Here is a 16,886-nt window from a genome sequence, read left to right as displayed (position 1 = left end):
CTTTTTTACATACTACATAAAGTAAGAACTACCCAGCCATTAAATATTGGTTTGATAGGTGTTGTTTGTTTGGTGATATTACCAACTCAAACTGAATCTTCATATATAAAATAAAAGCTAAGTATTACTTAATAATATCGTTTATATTAAGTAATGAGGCGCAAGATATAACCGTTGATTGTTATAGAAGTATCATTCTATAGAGTGGAACCTAATTTATTAGTTTTTTTCGATACTCTGATGGGGTATAACCTGTTTGTTCTTTAAACACGCGGTTGAAAGTAGTTTTACTTTTGAAACCAGAATCGTAAGCAACAGCGAGTATTTTGTGGTCTTTGCTTGTAGATAATTGTAACATTTTCTTGGCTTCTTTAATTCGATATGAATTGATGAGTTGATAAAAATTCTTGTCAAATTCAAACGAAAACACTTCAGACAAATGATGACTGCTTAGTGATAATTTTTTAGCAAAACTTGCTTGAGTTAAGTTATGGTTTAAGTATATTTTTTCTTCTTCAATTTCCTTTAATATTTTTTGTTTGTAAGAGCTTCTATCTTCTTTTGATAATGAAGAATTTTTATATTTTTCTTGGATTACTTTTACTTCTTTTGTTTGCTCTTTTATTTCTTCAATAGCACTTTCTTCTTCATTCTTTTTTATATAAATCCAAAATAACCCACCTAAACCAATCATACATAACACACTAAACCACAAGGTTGTTTTTTGTTGGTCTGAGAGTAAAGCTTCTGTATTTTCTTGTGCTGAAATAGTTTCTTCTTTTGCTTTAATTTCTGCCTTTAGCTCTTCTGTTATCGCTTTTTTTTGATTCTTAAGAAAATTTATTCGACTCTCATTATATTTCTTTTCTGTATTTAAGTAAGCTGTCGTTTTGTTTAATTTTTGATATATCATAGTCAAGTTTTCATAACATATCATTTCAATTTCTTCTATGCTTTTTTCAGAAGCTATGCTTAACGCTTGTTTTAAGTATTTTTCTGCTTCACTATAAAACTCTAGTTTTAAATTTGCGACTCCTAAATTAACTAAAAGCCATGCTTTTACCCTAGTATTTTTCTCAAAAGACTTGTATTTTGTTGCTTTGTTTGCTGTTTCAATAGATTTTTGATACGCTCCTAATTTATAATAGGAACTACTAATATGGTTTAAGGATGTTAAAATGATATTTTCATTACCTGTTTCTTCTCCTATTTCTTTTACTTGTTCTGCATATAGTAATGATTTTTCTTCTTTATTTAAAGCTGAATAACTTATCGATAATCCGTTCAACGCAGCCATTTTTATTAACTTTGGTTTTTCAGTATAGGCTGCTTGCTTTAGCACCATCTTCATGGTTTCTATACTCTTTTCATAAAGTTCTACATTATTATATATATTTCCTAAGTTAACTAACACAACAGTTTCAGCTTGTTTGCTTTCTGGTATCGTTTTAGCAATAGCTAATGCCTCTTTATACAGTGCTATACCTTCTACATATTTTGTTTGCATGTTTAAGCTTATTGCCTGGTTAACCATTGCTTTTACTTGTAATGCTTTCAGGTTATTCTTTTTAGATATATTGTATAAAGAGTCACTATAAACTTTATGAAGCTTATAATTTCCTTCTGTATAATTTTCTTGTAGTTTTTCTAAATAATTCTCTGCTTTTTTTTGAATATTTAAGAACTGCAATCCTGTTTTATCCTGGCTATAAAACAAAGTTGTAATACTAAGTAATAAATATGTAGTTATTTTTTTTAACAATTTCTGTTACTTTATTACAAAAATACGTCAAAAATACTTTTTCTTTTTCCATCTATAAATCATTTTTTCAATACAAAAAAGTGTCTTGTAGATATGATAACATACTACACGACACTTTTCATCAAAAACCACAAAAATTTATGTTCTTATTTGCTAGGCTTTAAAGAGTTTAAATTATTTATAATCATATATTCAAGTAAGACTTCTCTTGGGTAATTTTTAAATAAGTTGTCAGCATTAAACAACCTCCCTTCTAAATTACTTAGATACAATTTACTAAATAGCTCAAGATCTACATCTTTCCTTATTTCTCCGTTTACTTTAGCCTCTTCTAGTAAATTTATCACATCTTTAGATACAACATTCTTCGTTACTTCTATATAGGCATCATAGGCATTGGGATAGTATTTTTTTAATCCAAAAATAAAAGAAGGTTTAAACTTTATTACGTATTTAAAAATTACCTCATATATTTCTATTATTTTATTTAATGCTGATTTATCAGATTTTAAAATAGGTTCTATATCAATTTTAAATTCATTTATTAATTCTTTGATACTTTCAATTATCAATTCTTCTTTTGAAGAAAAGCATGCATAAATAGTTTTTTTTGAAATTCCAAGTAACTCAGCTATTTCATCCATTGTAGTATGCTTACTACCAAATGCTATAAATTTTTCTTTTGCAACATTGATAAGTTTTTCCCTATTATTCATAATCAACCCTACTTTATTTCCATCCTCCTCCTAAAGCTTTATATATATTTACTGTACTTAATAATTGATTTAATTTGTTATTTATAACGTTTATTTCTGCGTTCAAAAATCTTTCTCTTGCTGTTAATAAATCAAGATAATTTGCATACCCATTTTTTAACAATTCCTCAGAGTTAGTTTCTGCTCTTCGTAAAGCTTCAACCTCATTTTGTCTGTATTCAAATTTCTCGGTTTCAGCATTATAATCGAAAAGTGCATTTGAAACCTCATTCCCTGCTGTTAACAAAGTCTTTTTGAAACTTAACAATGCTTGTTCTTGTTGTACCTTAGCTACATCGTGCTGCGTTTTTATTTTTCTTTGATTAAAGATAGGCTGTGTTAAGCCTCCTATAATATTAGCAAATAAGGAATTGGCACTTAGTAATTCATCTAAATCTAAACTCTGAAAACCACCTGTTGCAGTTAATGTTAACGATGGATAGAAATTACTTTTAGCAACATTTGTCATTTCAAAAGCATTAATTAATCCATATTCAGCAGCCATTACATCTGGCCTGTTTCTTAACAAAATAGTAGGAACACCTAGTTTTATAGTAACATCTAACTCTTGTTGTGAAAGTTTACTTCTTTTAACAACTACTGATGTTCTTCCTAATAGCAAGTTTAAGGCATTTTCTGTTTTAAAAATAGAAGCTTCTAAATCTACCTTTAACGCTTTTGCATTGTTATATTGTGCTATATTTTGGTCTACAGCTACTTGATTAACCTGACCTGCTTCTTTTAAAGCTTTAATAGTATTTACACTACTCTCTCTGGTTTCAATAGTTTGTTCAGTAATTTCTAATTGAGCATCTAAAGCTACTAACTGATAATAGGTAGTTGCTATTGCTGAAACTAATTGAGTTTTTACTGCTTGGTGAGCAGCTACACTTTGTAAATACGCTGCTTTTCCTGCTCGTTTATTACTTCGTATTTTACCCCATATATCAGCTTCCCAAGAAAGGTTTCCTGTAATTTCATATTGATCTATACTACCATTAAAAAAAGATCCAAACTGACTGTTTTTTGCTAATTCTTGATGTGTAGCTTTTGCTCCTACACTTAAAGTAGGTAAATACCCTGCTTTACCTTGTTTCATGTAAGCTTCAGCAGCAGCCATTTGTTGTATGGCTACACGGATATCTAAGTTATTCTGAAGTCCTTCATCAATGTATTCTTTCAAATGAGCATCAGTAAACATATCTTTCCAAGACACATCTGCCATTGAGATACTGTCTTTTGGTAAATTATCTGTTCTATACAAATGTTCTGTTTCTTTTAACTCAGGTCGCACATAATCCTTCGCTACGAAACAACTTTGTAGGGTTGTAGCCATAATGACTACAACCAAAGTTTTATTTAAAATAAATTTCATAATTAATCTTCTTTAATTTCAACAACAGCTGGTTTACTTGATACTTTTTCTTGTAACCATTGGAATATTACAAATAATACAGGAATAACAAATACCCCTATTAAAGTACCAATTAATAATCCTCCTGCAGCACCGGTACCGATAGAATTATTCCCTTCTGCTCCTACTCCTTTTGCTAACACTAATGGTAATAACCCTAGAATAAAGGCAAAAGAAGTCATTAAAATAGGTCTTAAACGTACTTTTGCTCCCTCAATAGCAGCATCGTATAAGCTATTTCCTTGCTTACGACGCTGTATTGCGAACTCTACAATAAGAATCGCATTCTTAGCCAACAATCCTAGTAACATAATTAAAGCTATTTGGAAATAGATGTTATTTTCTAACCCTGCTAAATATGTTGTATAATATGCTCCTGCTACCCCAATTGGTAATGATAAAATTACTGATAGTGGTAATAGGTAACTCTCGTATTGTGCTGCTAATAAGAAATACACAAACAGAATACTAATCATAAAAATAATGGTAGATTGTCCTGATGATGCTATCTCTTCTCTAGTGATTCCAGAATAAGCAACACTATATCCTTCTGGTAAATTATTTTCTGCTAAACTATTTATTTTAGTAATTGCGTCTCCTGTACTGAATCCTGGTGTGATTCCTCCATTTACTGTTACTGAATTGAACAGGTTGAAACGATTAACTGTTTGTGGTCCATATACACGTTCTAAACTAACAAATTGAGAGATTGGTGTCATTTCTCCACTTGGTGTTTTTATAAACATGCTATTTAAACTTTCTTCATTTATTCTGTCTTCAGGCAACGATTGTACGAAAACTCTAAATTGTTTTCCAAACCTACTAAAGTCAGCTGCATAATTTCCTCCAATATATCCTTGTAAAGCTGAAAGGATAGCACTTGTTGATACTCCTGCTTCTTTAGCTCTTTCTACATTTATATCTAGTTCTAACTGAGGGAATCCAGTGTCAAAAGAGTTAGAAGCAAACGCTATTTCTGGTTGTTGATTTAACAAACCAACAAATTGTTTGGCTGTTGCATCCATTTCTGTTAATGGTTTGGCTGCACGATCTAGTAATCTCATTTCAAAACCGTCTGCACTACCAAAACCTGGTACACTTGGTGGGGTAAAGAAAATAATGTTTGCATCTGGTATCATAGCTGCTTTACCAAAAAGTTGACCTACTATACTTTTAACTGATTCAGCATCACTTTCTCTTTCACTCCAATCTTCCAGAATAATAAAGCCCATTGCGTACGAACTTCCTTCTCCTGAGAAAAAGTTTCTTCCACTAATAAACGATGCCCCTTTGATTCCTTCTATTTCTTTAATACTTTCATATAACTTTTCTGTTACTTTATACGATCTGTCTAAGGAAGAACCTGCAGGTAATTCAGCATTCATAAAGACTACACCTCTATCTTCCGAAGGTACAAATCCTGTAGGTATCGTATTACTTGCCCATACAATAGCCAAAACACTTAACCCTAAAATACCTGCTGTTACCCATTTGTGCTTTACTAAAAACCCTAAAGATTTAGTATATTTATTAGTTACCGCATTAAATCCTGCATTAAATGCATCATAAAATCGCTGTAATAGTCCTTTTTTCTTGTGAGTATCGTTATGTGGTTTTAATAGTAATGCGCTTAAAGCTGGTGTTAGTGTTAGTGCGTTTACTGCTGAAATTAAAATAGCAACCATTAGTGTCACCCCAAATTGCTCATAGAATACTCCTGATGGACCTTGTATAAACGTAATTGGTACAAAAACCGCCACCATTACTAACGTAATAGACACAATAGCACCACTGATTTCACTCATCGCTGAAATTGATGCTTTTTTTGCACTTTCTGCTCCATCTTCCAGTTTAGCATGCACCGCCTCTACTACTACAATAGCATCATCTACCACAATTCCAATTGCTAAAATTAAAGCGAATAGGGTTAATAAGTTAATAGAATACCCAAATAGATTTAAGAAAAAGAAGGTACCAATAATTGATACTGGAACCGCTATTGCGGGTATTAAGGTAGACTTAAAATCTTGTAAGAAGATAAATACTACTACAAACACTAATAAAAAGGCTTCTATTAAAGTACTTTTTACTTTGTTTACAGATGCTGTTAAGAATTTATTGGTATCATAATTAATAATGTAATCTAATCCTTCAGGAAAATCTTTCTTTAAATCTTCTAGTTTTACATAGATGTTTTCAATAATTTCTTGTGCATTAGATCCAGGTGTTTGAAAAACACCAAAGTTAAGTGCTGGATTCCCGTTTGTACGTGATAATGACGAATATGAAAATGCATCTAGCTCTACTTTTGCTACATCTTTAACACGTAAAAACTGCCCATTCCCTAGAGCTTTTACAACAACGTTTTCGTATTCTTTTGCAGTTTTGTATCGTCCTTTATATTTAATTACATATTCAAAAGACTCTCCTGAGTTTTGTCCTAAAGACCCAGCTGCTGCCTCTAAACTTTGTTCATTAATCGCTGCAATTACTTCTCTAGGTTCTAACTTATAAGATGCCATTTTTGCTGGGTCTAACCACACTCGCATCGAATAGTCTTTTGCCCCAAACACGTTTACTGCTCCTACCCCTGATACACGTTGTAATTCTGGTTTTACGTTTATATTTAAGTAATTTTGAATAAAAACATCATCATACTCAGGATTTGTAGAGTAAACTGCAGCATATAATAATGCTGAGTTTTGTTGTTTTGCTGTAATAACTCCTGCTCTTGTTACCTCAGAAGGTAATAACGCATTGGCTCTAGCGACTCTGTTTTGTACGTTTACAGCTGCAATATCTGGATCATATCCCTGTTCAAAGAAAACTTGAATACTTGCTGTACCTGTATTACTTGCAGTAGAAGTCATGTAGGTCATTCCTTCTACTCCGTTTATTTGTTCTTCTATAGGAACAATAACACTTTCTAAAATTGTTTCGGCACTAGCTCCTGGATAAGAAGCAGTAACCTGCACCGTTGGTGGTGCAATATCTGGATATTGCGTTACCGGTAATTGTGTTAATGACAGTACTCCTAATATTACTATAATAATAGAAATTACTGTAGAGAGTACCGGACGCTCTATAAATTTTTGTAACATAACTGGTTTTATTAATTATTTAAATACCGTATCGAATGAATTTACTATGCTATCTAAAGGCGTAGGAATAGGTTTTATTTTTGCTCCAGATCGAACTTTATTTAAGCCTTTAGCTAAGATTGTTTGTTCTGTTGTTAACCCTGATTTTACTACATAAAGCTTTCCTATTTGGGCTTCAACTTCAATAGTTTTTTCTGCCAAAGAATCATTATTTACGATATAAACATATACCTTACCTTGACGCTCAAATGTAGATTCTGATGGTATAACCAACGCATCATTATGCTCTTGAGGTATTAAAATTGTACCACTACTTCCATTACGTAGCAAACCTGCTTTATTATCAAATTTTGCTCTAAAACTGATAGTTCCTGTTTGCTGATTTATATCACCAGCAATGGTTTCAATGGCTCCTGTTTGCTCATACTCTTTACCATTAGCTAATAATAATTTTACTGGTGGTAACTTTTTTATTTTCTCATCCATTGTCTCTCCTTCAGCGGAAGAGATAAAGTTTAAAAACTCTTTTTCATTCATAGAAAAATATGCATATACATTTTTTATAGAAGCTACTTTTGTAAGTGGCATTGCACTTTGTGCACTTACCAAAGCACCTTTTCTATAATTAATTGAACCTACAAACCCGTTTACAGGACTTTTTATATTTGCGTAGTTAATATTAGCTATAACACTATTATATGTACTTTTAGCCTGTGCCAAATTAGCTTTTGCCGTTTCTAATTGTACTGGACTAATAATATTTTTTTCTACTAATGGTTTTAGCTTATTAACTTCTACTTGTGCTGTGTTTACAACTGCTTTTGCCGCTTCAGCATCTTGACTTAATGATTGCGTTTCTAACTTAAACAACAATTGTCCTTGTTTAACCTTTTGACCTTCTTTTACCAAAACGTTTTTTACATATCCAGAAACTTTAGGTCTTATTTCACTATTTACTTCTCCTTCAATAGTTACAGGATATTGTTGGTAATTTGTTATTGATTTTTTTGCAACCTTTACTACTGGAAAAGGTAGCGTTGGCATTTGTTGTTGTTTTTGTTGTTGTTTTTCACAACTTGTAAAAAATAATGCAACAATGCTAAGAATAGCAATACCGTATATGTGTTGATATTTCATTTTATGTATATATAGTTATTGTTTGTGGTTTATAATTTTTTCTTTTAATTTAGTTACAGACGCAATTGCTCCATCTAAAAACTCAATAAAACTATCGTGGAAATCAAGATCAAATCTATCTTCTTCTTTTAGAGTTTTGTTAATGTCTTCTTTGTATTCTTTAACTTCTATGTGTAGTTCTTTTTCTCCTTCCCACTCTTCTATCATATTACTTATTCCTTTTAGCATTGTATCGCTATTTAGAATAAAGTATTTTTTTCTATCACCTGTTTTTGTAAAGTAACTCACTTGTTTTAAACCTTGTAAATGATTAAGATGTGTTGAAATTGTGCTTTTACTAGCACAAAGACCAGATACTAAATCTTCAAAGGTTGCTCCTTGTTTTCCTGTTAAAATAATATGTGAAAGTATTCTTGCTGCAACTGGGGCTAACTGTTCTTTTTTTTCTAAAAAAATTCCCAATTTCTCTACCAATTCACATTTTTTCTTTTCTACTTGATTCATCTCCATAAAAAATTTGCCATGCAAAAATAACCTCAGTTCGGAACAAACCGAACTAATCGAAGTTAAAAAAATGTTAATACATTCTTAATACACTTTCCTTTATTCTATCATCTCTATTTTCAAAGCTTACAAAAGCTACTAACAAGCTCTTTTTCTTTTGTTTATAATATTTTTTTCACTATCTTCACAAAAGATCTAAAAGAAATTTATTATAATGTAATTAAAAGTTATAATTTTTTCTCCCCTTAAAGTTAAAATACTGTTGACTGTTAATAATGCATTATTAACTGTTGTAAACTAGGTAAGCTTTTTTAAGTTTTACTGAGAATATGTTTAAGCTATTTTTAATTTAAGTCTCTCGTGTTATGATTATTTATTTTTTTTCTTATTCAAAAGGTTAGCTATAATTAAACTATTAGTTTTTCCTTAATCCGTATTCCACATACTGCTATACTAATAATTAACTATACAGTTACTTTTAAGATTTTCATTAACCTGAAATTCATAAGTAATTATTATTTAGAATTATTAATAGCTCTGTAAAAAGAAACCTGAATTACTATTTGTTGTATTAGTAAATAAAAACTAAACATGTTTACTAAACTACAAATCGCATAATACTATCCTTGCTTACCAACCACTAATTAAAGCTTGATAGTTATTTATAACACCTAACTAATCAACTATTATGAAAAGAATTACTCTAACGTATTTACTCTTACTAAAAAATTATAAAAGATTCAAATTTGTTGAATTAATATTATTGCTCTTAGTATTATCCTCTTTTGTCAAAAAAGAAAATTCGAGTAATAATAATATTAATTATTCTCCTCCTATTACTGTTCCCTGTAATACCGATGCTCCTGTTGCTATCTCTTCATCTAGTTTCACTGATTTAACTGTAACTGAAAATACTAGTGGACTTTGTTTATTGAGTTGCGGTATTTCAAACCTCAACAATTTGACAGACACAAATCTTTCAAACTACACTACTATTTCTACACTTTTAGGTTTAGGTGTAACTCATACAATAACAGTAACAGATAATACCACGGATGAATTTTTTGAAGGAGGAAGCTATGCCGGTTTTTTAATAGAAAATGGCTCTGTTGCTCAAATAGATTTACTAGGAGCTATTACCATAAGAACCTACCTAAACGGTGTTCCTCAAGAAACTAATTCAGGAGCTTCGTTAGTAACACTTGGTAGTTCTCTATTAAATAATGATCAATTCTACGCGGGGTTTTACACTACTTTAGACTACGATAGCATTGAAGTTTCAATAGCTAGTTTAGCAGGTATTGCTTCTAGTACTAATATTTATTATCCGGTTACTAATAGTTTTTGTGTTGGCCCTAATTTAGAACCCAATACTCCTACTTTGATTAATAAACCTGATTTTCCTGCTCGTGTAGTTGACGAACATACTGGAATGGGAGGTGTTTTAAATGTTGGTAGCGTAACCAATACTAATGCTGCGGTAGACTCTAATAGCAACTCATACGCTAGTATTGATTTTACTTTAGGTGTTATAGCTACTGGAAGTATTTCTATAAAAGATGAGCTGACAAATTATCCTGCACAAACGTATGTAGGCTTTGACATTGAAAATGCTTCTGTTTTAAATCTTGAACTACTTGATGAAATTACCATAACAACTTATTTAGATGGTGTTCAACAGGAAGTAAAAACAGGTAGCTCTGAATTATTATCGGTAGACAGTGGTTTATTATTTACTGGTACTGAACGCTCTCAAGTAGGTTTTGTTACTTCATTACCTTTTGATGAAGCTCAATTATCCATTCAACAAACTCTTACTTTAGACTTAGGGAGTACTCGAGTTTATGGTCTTATATTAGAAACTTTTAGCGAAGGGAATTTAAACTGTGATACTGCTACTTTATTAAACAATCCTTCTCAACCTGTAATAATTAATAACACAAACACTGGTGTAAACGGAGTAGCTTGTGTAGCTTGTGAAGTAGATAACGCAACAAATGTTATTAGCGAAAGTGAATCTGACTTTGCTATGATAAATATAACTGCTGGTGTTGCAAGTACAGCTTCTATTTCAGTTGAAAATGTTCTAAGTAACTTTCCTTCTGGAAGCGCTGCTGGTTTTGTTATTAGGGATACAAATGACCTTTTACAATTAGATTTATTAAATTCTATAACCATAACAACTTATTTAGATGGTTCAGTACAAGAAACACAATCTGGAAACAATTTATTAGCTCTCGAAGCATTAGGTTTAATAAATATAACTCCTTCTACAACTAATGGTTTTTATTTGGTTGGCTTTTCTACTTCACTTGAATATGATGAAATTCAACTTACAGTTAGTTCACTCGCTGCTACTATTAATAGCATTGAGGTTTATGGTAGTTATGTAGACAATTCCATAAAAATATCAGGTAACACAATAAAAGAAACTTCTATCGGAGCTTCAGATGGGAATATTTCTTTATCCGTATCTGGAGGAACTCCTCCTTACTCTTATTTGTGGAACCCCGGAGGCCAAACATCTTCTTCTATTTCTGGATTAACTCAAGGAAGTTACAATGTAACAGTAACAGATGCTAACGGATGTCAATCTACAACAGAGTATATCATTTATACAGATGGCGTACAATACCCTGTTCCCTGTAATACAGAAAATCCTGTAGCAATAACAAATGATAATTTTACAGATTTAACAGTAGATGAAAACACTTCTGGACTCTGTGTAATAGGTTGTGGTATTTCAGATGCTAGCAATATTATAGACACAGATTTTTCTAACTTTGCTTCTGTATCAACACTTATTGGTCTTGGAGTAACACATACATTAACTGTAACTGACAATACAGCTAGCGAGTTTATCGAATCGGGTGGCTATGCAGGTTTCTTAATAGAAAACACTTCCATTCTTCAAGCCGATCTTTTAAATGCTATTACAATAACAACCTATCTTGATGGTGTACAACAAGAAACTAACACAAGTACTTCTTTACTTGCTTTAGACAGTCCTATTTTAGGTCAAGATCAATTTTATGTCGGCTTTTACACCTCTATGAATTATGATGCTGTTGAAATCTCTATTTCAAGTTTAGCAGGAGTTGCTTCAACAACTAATGTTTATGCTGCTGTAACAAATAGATTTTGTGAAGGTCCTGAATTAGCCTGTAACACCGCTACACAACTAACTAAGCCAAACTTTCCTGTAAGAGCTGTAGAGGAACACACAGGAACTGGAGGACTTTTAACACTAGGAAGTGTTAACAACGTTAATAATGCTATTGATTCTGATACTTCAAACTATGCTTCTATAGATTTATTAGCAGGTGTTGCAGGTACAGCTACTATAGCCTATAAAAATGAAATTACCGATTACACCGCAAATACTTTTGCTGGTTTTGATATTGAAAATACTACACTTTTAAACACTCAATTGTTTGATGCTATAACCATTTCAACTTATTTAAACGGAACACTTGTTGAATCTAAAACAAGCACAACTGAATTACTTCCTGTATATTCTGGATTATTATTAACAGGAAGTGAATCTGTAAGATTAGGGTTTATTACTACCGCTCCTTTTGATGAAGTACAACTTTCTATGACACAAACTCTTTCATTAGATTTAGGTAGTACCAGAATTTACGGAATGGTACTTCAATCTTTCTGTCCAGGAATAATTAATTGTGATGAACCTTACGTAATATCAAATCCTAGTAGTTCGGTTATTATTAACAACGAAAATACAGGAACCGACGGTGTTGCTTGTATCGCTTGTGAAGTTGATAATGCTGTAAATGTTATATCTGAAGACAATTCTGATTATGCGCTTATAAACATTGTGGCTGGTGTAGCAGGAAATGCTTCTATTTCAGTTCAAGATGTACTTGTTGATTACCCTGCTGGCACACAAGCTGGATTTGTAATTAGAGATACAAACGACTTACTTCAAGCAGACTTATTAAACACACTCACCATCATAACTTATCTTGACGGTGTTCAACAAGAACAACAAACAGCAAATAATTTGTTAGCTCTTGAAGCACTAGGGCTAGTTAATATTACTCCTACTAGTACAGATAGTTTTTACGTTGTAGCTTTTGATACTAGTACAGGTTTTGACGAAATCCAATTAACAGTAAACTCATTAGTTGCCGCTGTAAATTCAATTGAAGTTTACGGTGGATATATAGATGCTACTAACTCAACCTTTTGCCAACAAGCAGGCATTGCTTTATTAAAACAAGGTATTTTTAATGATACAGACAGTGACGGATGCGCAAATCCAGGTGAAACAATTACATATACGTATACCGTAACCAATACTGGTAATGTAAGTATTACAAACGTTGAATTAACCGACCCTATTTCTCCATCTCCTTTAACATTAGAGTCTGGTGATACTGATGGCGATAACGAACTAGATGTTGATGAAACATGGATATACTCATTAGACTATATTATCACTCAAGACGATATTGACAATGGCTCTGTTACTGGTCAAGCCACTGTAACAGGAGTAAGTACAGGAGGAACTAACGTAAGCGACTTGTCTGATGACAACAGTACTCTAGAAGACGACCCTACAGTAACCAATTTATGTCAAAATGAAGGTATTGCACTTATTAAGCAAGGAACCATTAATGATGAAAATGGTGATGGTTGTAGCGATAACGGAGAAACAATAACTTTTACCCTTTCTGTTATAAATACAGGAAACACAACACTAAACTCAATAGTTGTAACCGACCCTTTACTTACAGTTTCTTACAGCTCAGGAGATACTGACTCTGACAATGAGTTAGATGTTGATGAAATTTGGATATATACAGGTTCTTATATTGTTACTCCGCTAGATATTACAAACACTTTTGTTCAAAATCAAGCTACAGCCCAAGCTAGTACTGTTTCTGGAGGTACAGTTAGTGATCAATCTGATGACAATAGTATCCTGGAAGATGATATCACTACGATTGATTTATGTCAAGCACCAGACATTGCTATTGTTAAAACAGCCACTTTTAATGATGAAAACTCAGATGGTTGTAGCAATGTCGGAGAAACAATAACCTACACAATGACGGTTACAAATCAAGGTAATACTGGTTTAATTAATGTAACTGTAAATGATCCTTTATTAGGCGGACCTGTTACATTAGATTCAGGAGACCTGAACACAAACAACACACTTGATGTAGGTGAAATATGGATTTATACAGCTGATTATGCCATAACTCAAACCAATATTGATAACGGGTCAATTACGAATCAAGCTACCGCAAGCGGAGAGTCATCGCAAGCTGTCGTTGTTACAGACTTATCTGATAATGATAGTGTGCTTGAAGACGACCCAACACAAAATACAGTGTGTCAATCCGATAGTATTGCACTTATAAAAACGGCTATTTTTAATGATGAAGACAGTGATGGTTGTAGCGATGTAGGAGAAACGATAACCTACAACTTCACACTTACAAACACAGGAAACACTACTATTACCAACGTAGTTCTTACTGATCCAATGCTTGGTGGTACAATTACCCTTGCCTCAGGCGATACCGATAGTGACAACCAACTTGACATTAATGAAACTTGGAGTTATACTGCCAATTACACAATTACTCAAGCAAATATTGATAATGGTTCAGTGACCAATCAAGCAACAGTTACGGGTACAAGTATTAGTGGCAACAATGTAAGCGACTTATCTGATAATGATAGTATACTTGAAGATGGCCAAACACAAACTACACTGTGTCAATCAGATAGTATTGCTCTTATTAAAACGGCTACTTTCAATGATGAAAACACAGATGGATGTAGCGATGTCGGAGAAACCATTACCTATAGTTTTACCCTTACAAACACAGGAAACACTACCATTACCAACGTAGTTCTTACTGATCCAATGCTTGGTGGTACAATTACTCTTGCCTCAGGTGATACCGATAGTGACAACCAACTTGACATTAATGAAACTTGGAGTTATTCTGCTAATTACACAATTACTCAAGCAAATATTGATAACGGATCTGTTAGTAATCAAGCAACAGTTACAGGTACGAGTATTAGTGGTAACAATGTAAGTGATTTATCTGATGACAATAGTACTCTTGAAGATGACCAAACACAAACCAATCTATGTCAGTCTGATGGAATTGCCTTAATTAAAACTGCTACTTTCAATGATGAAGACACTGATGGTTGTAGCGATGTAGGAGAAACAATAACTTATAATTTCACTCTTACAAACACAGGAAACACTACTATTACAAATGTGATCCTAACTGACCCAATGTTAGGCGGGGCAATTACCCTTGCCTCAGGTGATATCAATAGCAACAACCAACTTGATATAAATGAAACATGGAGTTATTCTGCTAGTTACACTATTACACAATCTGATATTGATAATGGTTCAGTTAGTAATCAAGCAACTGTTACAGGTACAAGTATTAGTGGTAACAATGTAAGTGATTTATCTGATGACAATAGTATTCTTGAAGACGATCAAACCCAAACTACACTGTGTCAACCTAATAACAGTATTTCTCTTGAAAAAGTAAGCACCTTTAATGATGCTAATGGAAATGGATATGCTAATGTTGGAGAAACCATAACATATAGTTTTATCATATACAATACTGGAGATTCAGTTTTATATAATATTACTTTACAAGATAACTTACCTGGAATTACAATTAACGGTAGCACCATTCCTCAACTATTACCTGGCGAAGTTGATAGTACAACCTTTACTGCTATTTATGTTATAACTGAACAAGACTTAACAAACGAGTCTGTTACCAATCAAGCATTGGTTACAGCTGAAGACTCTTCAGGAGGTTCTGTAACTGATACTTCTGACGACCCAAATAATTTAGATGATATTGATATTGACAATGATGGTGATCCAGATGATCCTACAATAACAGACCTACCCGTCGAAGAAATTCCTTTTGAAATTTTTAATGCTGTTTCTCCAGATGAAGATGGGGCTAATGATTTCTTCCGCATTAATGGTATTGAAAATTATCCTAACAATAATTTAAAAGTTTTTAATAGATGGGGTGTTTTAGTTTATCAAACTGATGCTTATGGAATTAACGGAAATTTATTTAGAGGAATCTCTGAAGGACGTACAACAGTTAGTAAAGATCAAAAACTACCCACAGGTACCTATTTCTATATACTAACACGATGGAACTCCGATCAAGAAGCCATGACTGATAAAGGATATTTATATCTAAAAAGAAACTAAAAACCACTAAACCTAATGAAACATTATTCTATATTACTATTAATAATTATTAGTGTAAATGTGTGTTTTTCTCAACAAGACCCACAGTATACACAATACATGTATAACACCCAAGTTGTAAACCCGGGTTATATTGGTTCAAAAAATGCTCTTGGTTTAGGGTTACTATACAGAACACAATGGGCTGGATTTGATGGAGCTCCAAATACCGGAACTTTTACTTTTAATATGCCTTTGGGTACCTTAAAACGAAACGCAATAGGACTTTCTATTATTAATGATAAAATAGGTCCTTCTAACGAAACAGGTATTACAATAGATTATGCATACTCATTACTTTTATCAGGTCGTTCAAGAATATCGTTTGGTATTAAAGGAGGACTGAGTATACTAGACGTAGATTACTCAAAACTAAACATATATGATGAAAACGATTGGCAATTTGCAGAAAACATTGACAAAAAAGTACAACCTCAAATAGGTGCAGGTATTTACTATAATAACGACAGACTCTATCTTGGATTATCAGTACCTAATTTTTTCAATTCAAAACATTATAATTCAGATAGCGTCAATAACAACAATGAAGATGCCATAGCCATAGAACGTTTACATTACTTCTTTATAGCGGGTTATGTTTTTGATATTAGTGAAAACCTAAAACTCAAGCCTGCAACTATGTTTAAGTGGGTTAATGGATCTCCTCTGCAAGCCGATTTATCTGCAAATTTTCTTTTCAACAATAAATTTACCCTTGGAGCCTCTTATCGATGGGATGCTGCAATTAGCGCCATGGCAGGATTTCAAATAACTAATCAGTTATTCTTAGGAATGGGATATGATTTTCAAACTACAGATATCGAAGACCATAGTAATGGTTCTTATGAATTCTTTTTAAGATTTGACATCTTTAATAACCCTGAACGTATACTAACACCAAGATTCTTTTAAACTC

At 32.4% G+C, this 16,886-nt stretch carries 8 protein-coding genes; 2 read left to right on the top strand and 6 right to left on the bottom strand.

Features of this window, described 5'->3' with window-relative positions:
- Window positions 1-211: 211 nt before the first annotated feature.
- The 6 genes from MHM83_RS05160 to MHM83_RS05135 form a co-directional block, all read right to left on the bottom strand.
- Window positions 212-1,762, bottom strand: a complete 1,551-nt coding sequence (locus MHM83_RS05160) for an AraC family transcriptional regulator (protein ID WP_239178664.1) — start codon at window positions 1,760-1,762, stop codon at window positions 212-214.
- A gap of 146 nt (window positions 1,763-1,908) precedes the next feature.
- A complete protein-coding gene (locus MHM83_RS05155) occupies window positions 1,909-2,478 on the bottom strand; it encodes a TetR/AcrR family transcriptional regulator (protein ID WP_073184201.1) in 570 nt (189 codons plus the stop codon).
- Window positions 2,479-2,491: 13 nt separating this feature from the next.
- The gene (locus MHM83_RS05150) at window positions 2,492-3,892 is read right to left on the bottom strand and encodes an efflux transporter outer membrane subunit (protein WP_239178662.1); all 1,401 of its coding nucleotides are present in this window, start codon (window positions 3,890-3,892) and stop codon (window positions 2,492-2,494) included.
- A gap of 2 nt (window positions 3,893-3,894) precedes the next feature.
- Window positions 3,895-7,032, bottom strand: a complete 3,138-nt coding sequence (locus tag MHM83_RS05145) for an efflux RND transporter permease subunit (protein ID WP_047790745.1) — start codon at window positions 7,030-7,032, stop codon at window positions 3,895-3,897.
- Between the two features lie 15 nt (window positions 7,033-7,047).
- Complete coding sequence (locus MHM83_RS05140) at window positions 7,048-8,169, bottom strand: efflux RND transporter periplasmic adaptor subunit (RefSeq protein WP_047790746.1); 1,122 nt, start codon at window positions 8,167-8,169, stop codon at window positions 7,048-7,050.
- Between the two features lie 15 nt (window positions 8,170-8,184).
- Window positions 8,185-8,673, bottom strand: a complete 489-nt coding sequence (locus tag MHM83_RS05135; protein WP_047790747.1) for a GbsR/MarR family transcriptional regulator — start codon at window positions 8,671-8,673, stop codon at window positions 8,185-8,187.
- 688 nt (window positions 8,674-9,361) lie between these two features.
- Here MHM83_RS05135 and MHM83_RS05130 point away from each other — a divergent pair.
- Window positions 9,362-15,931 (top strand): DUF7507 domain-containing protein, encoded by a 6,570-nt coding sequence (locus tag MHM83_RS05130; RefSeq protein WP_239178660.1) that lies wholly within the window; start codon window positions 9,362-9,364, stop codon window positions 15,929-15,931.
- 15 nt (window positions 15,932-15,946) lie between these two features.
- On the top strand, window positions 15,947-16,882 hold the full coding sequence (locus tag MHM83_RS05125; protein ID WP_047790750.1) for a PorP/SprF family type IX secretion system membrane protein: 936 nt from the start codon (window positions 15,947-15,949) through the stop codon (window positions 16,880-16,882).
- The last annotated feature ends 4 nt before the right edge of the window (window positions 16,883-16,886 follow it).

This window comes from Tenacibaculum sp. Mcav3-52 (genome assembly GCF_022347665.1).
GTDB lineage: Bacteria > Bacteroidota > Bacteroidia > Flavobacteriales > Flavobacteriaceae > Polaribacter > Polaribacter mesophilus.
Note: the sequence above shows the minus strand (reverse complement) of the source record. Positions and strands in the feature narration are given on the sequence as shown.

Excerpts from the sequence above, each read along its gene's own strand:
- MHM83_RS05155 (WP_073184201.1), bottom strand. The coding sequence starts at position 2,478 with ATGAATAATAGGGAAAAACTTATCAATGTTGCAAAAGAAAAATTTATA.
- MHM83_RS05150 (WP_239178662.1), bottom strand. The coding sequence starts at position 3,892 with ATGAAATTTATTTTAAATAAAACTTTGGTTGTAGTCATTATGGCTACA.
- MHM83_RS05145 (WP_047790745.1), bottom strand. The coding sequence starts at position 7,032 with ATGTTACAAAAATTTATAGAGCGTCCGGTACTCTCTACAGTAATTTCT.
- MHM83_RS05140 (WP_047790746.1), bottom strand. The coding sequence starts at position 8,169 with ATGAAATATCAACACATATACGGTATTGCTATTCTTAGCATTGTTGCA.
- MHM83_RS05135 (WP_047790747.1), bottom strand. The coding sequence starts at position 8,673 with ATGAATCAAGTAGAAAAGAAAAAATGTGAATTGGTAGAGAAATTGGGA.
- MHM83_RS05130 (WP_239178660.1), top strand. The coding sequence starts at position 9,362 with ATGAAAAGAATTACTCTAACGTATTTACTCTTACTAAAAAATTATAAA.
- MHM83_RS05125 (WP_047790750.1), top strand. The coding sequence starts at position 15,947 with ATGAAACATTATTCTATATTACTATTAATAATTATTAGTGTAAATGTG.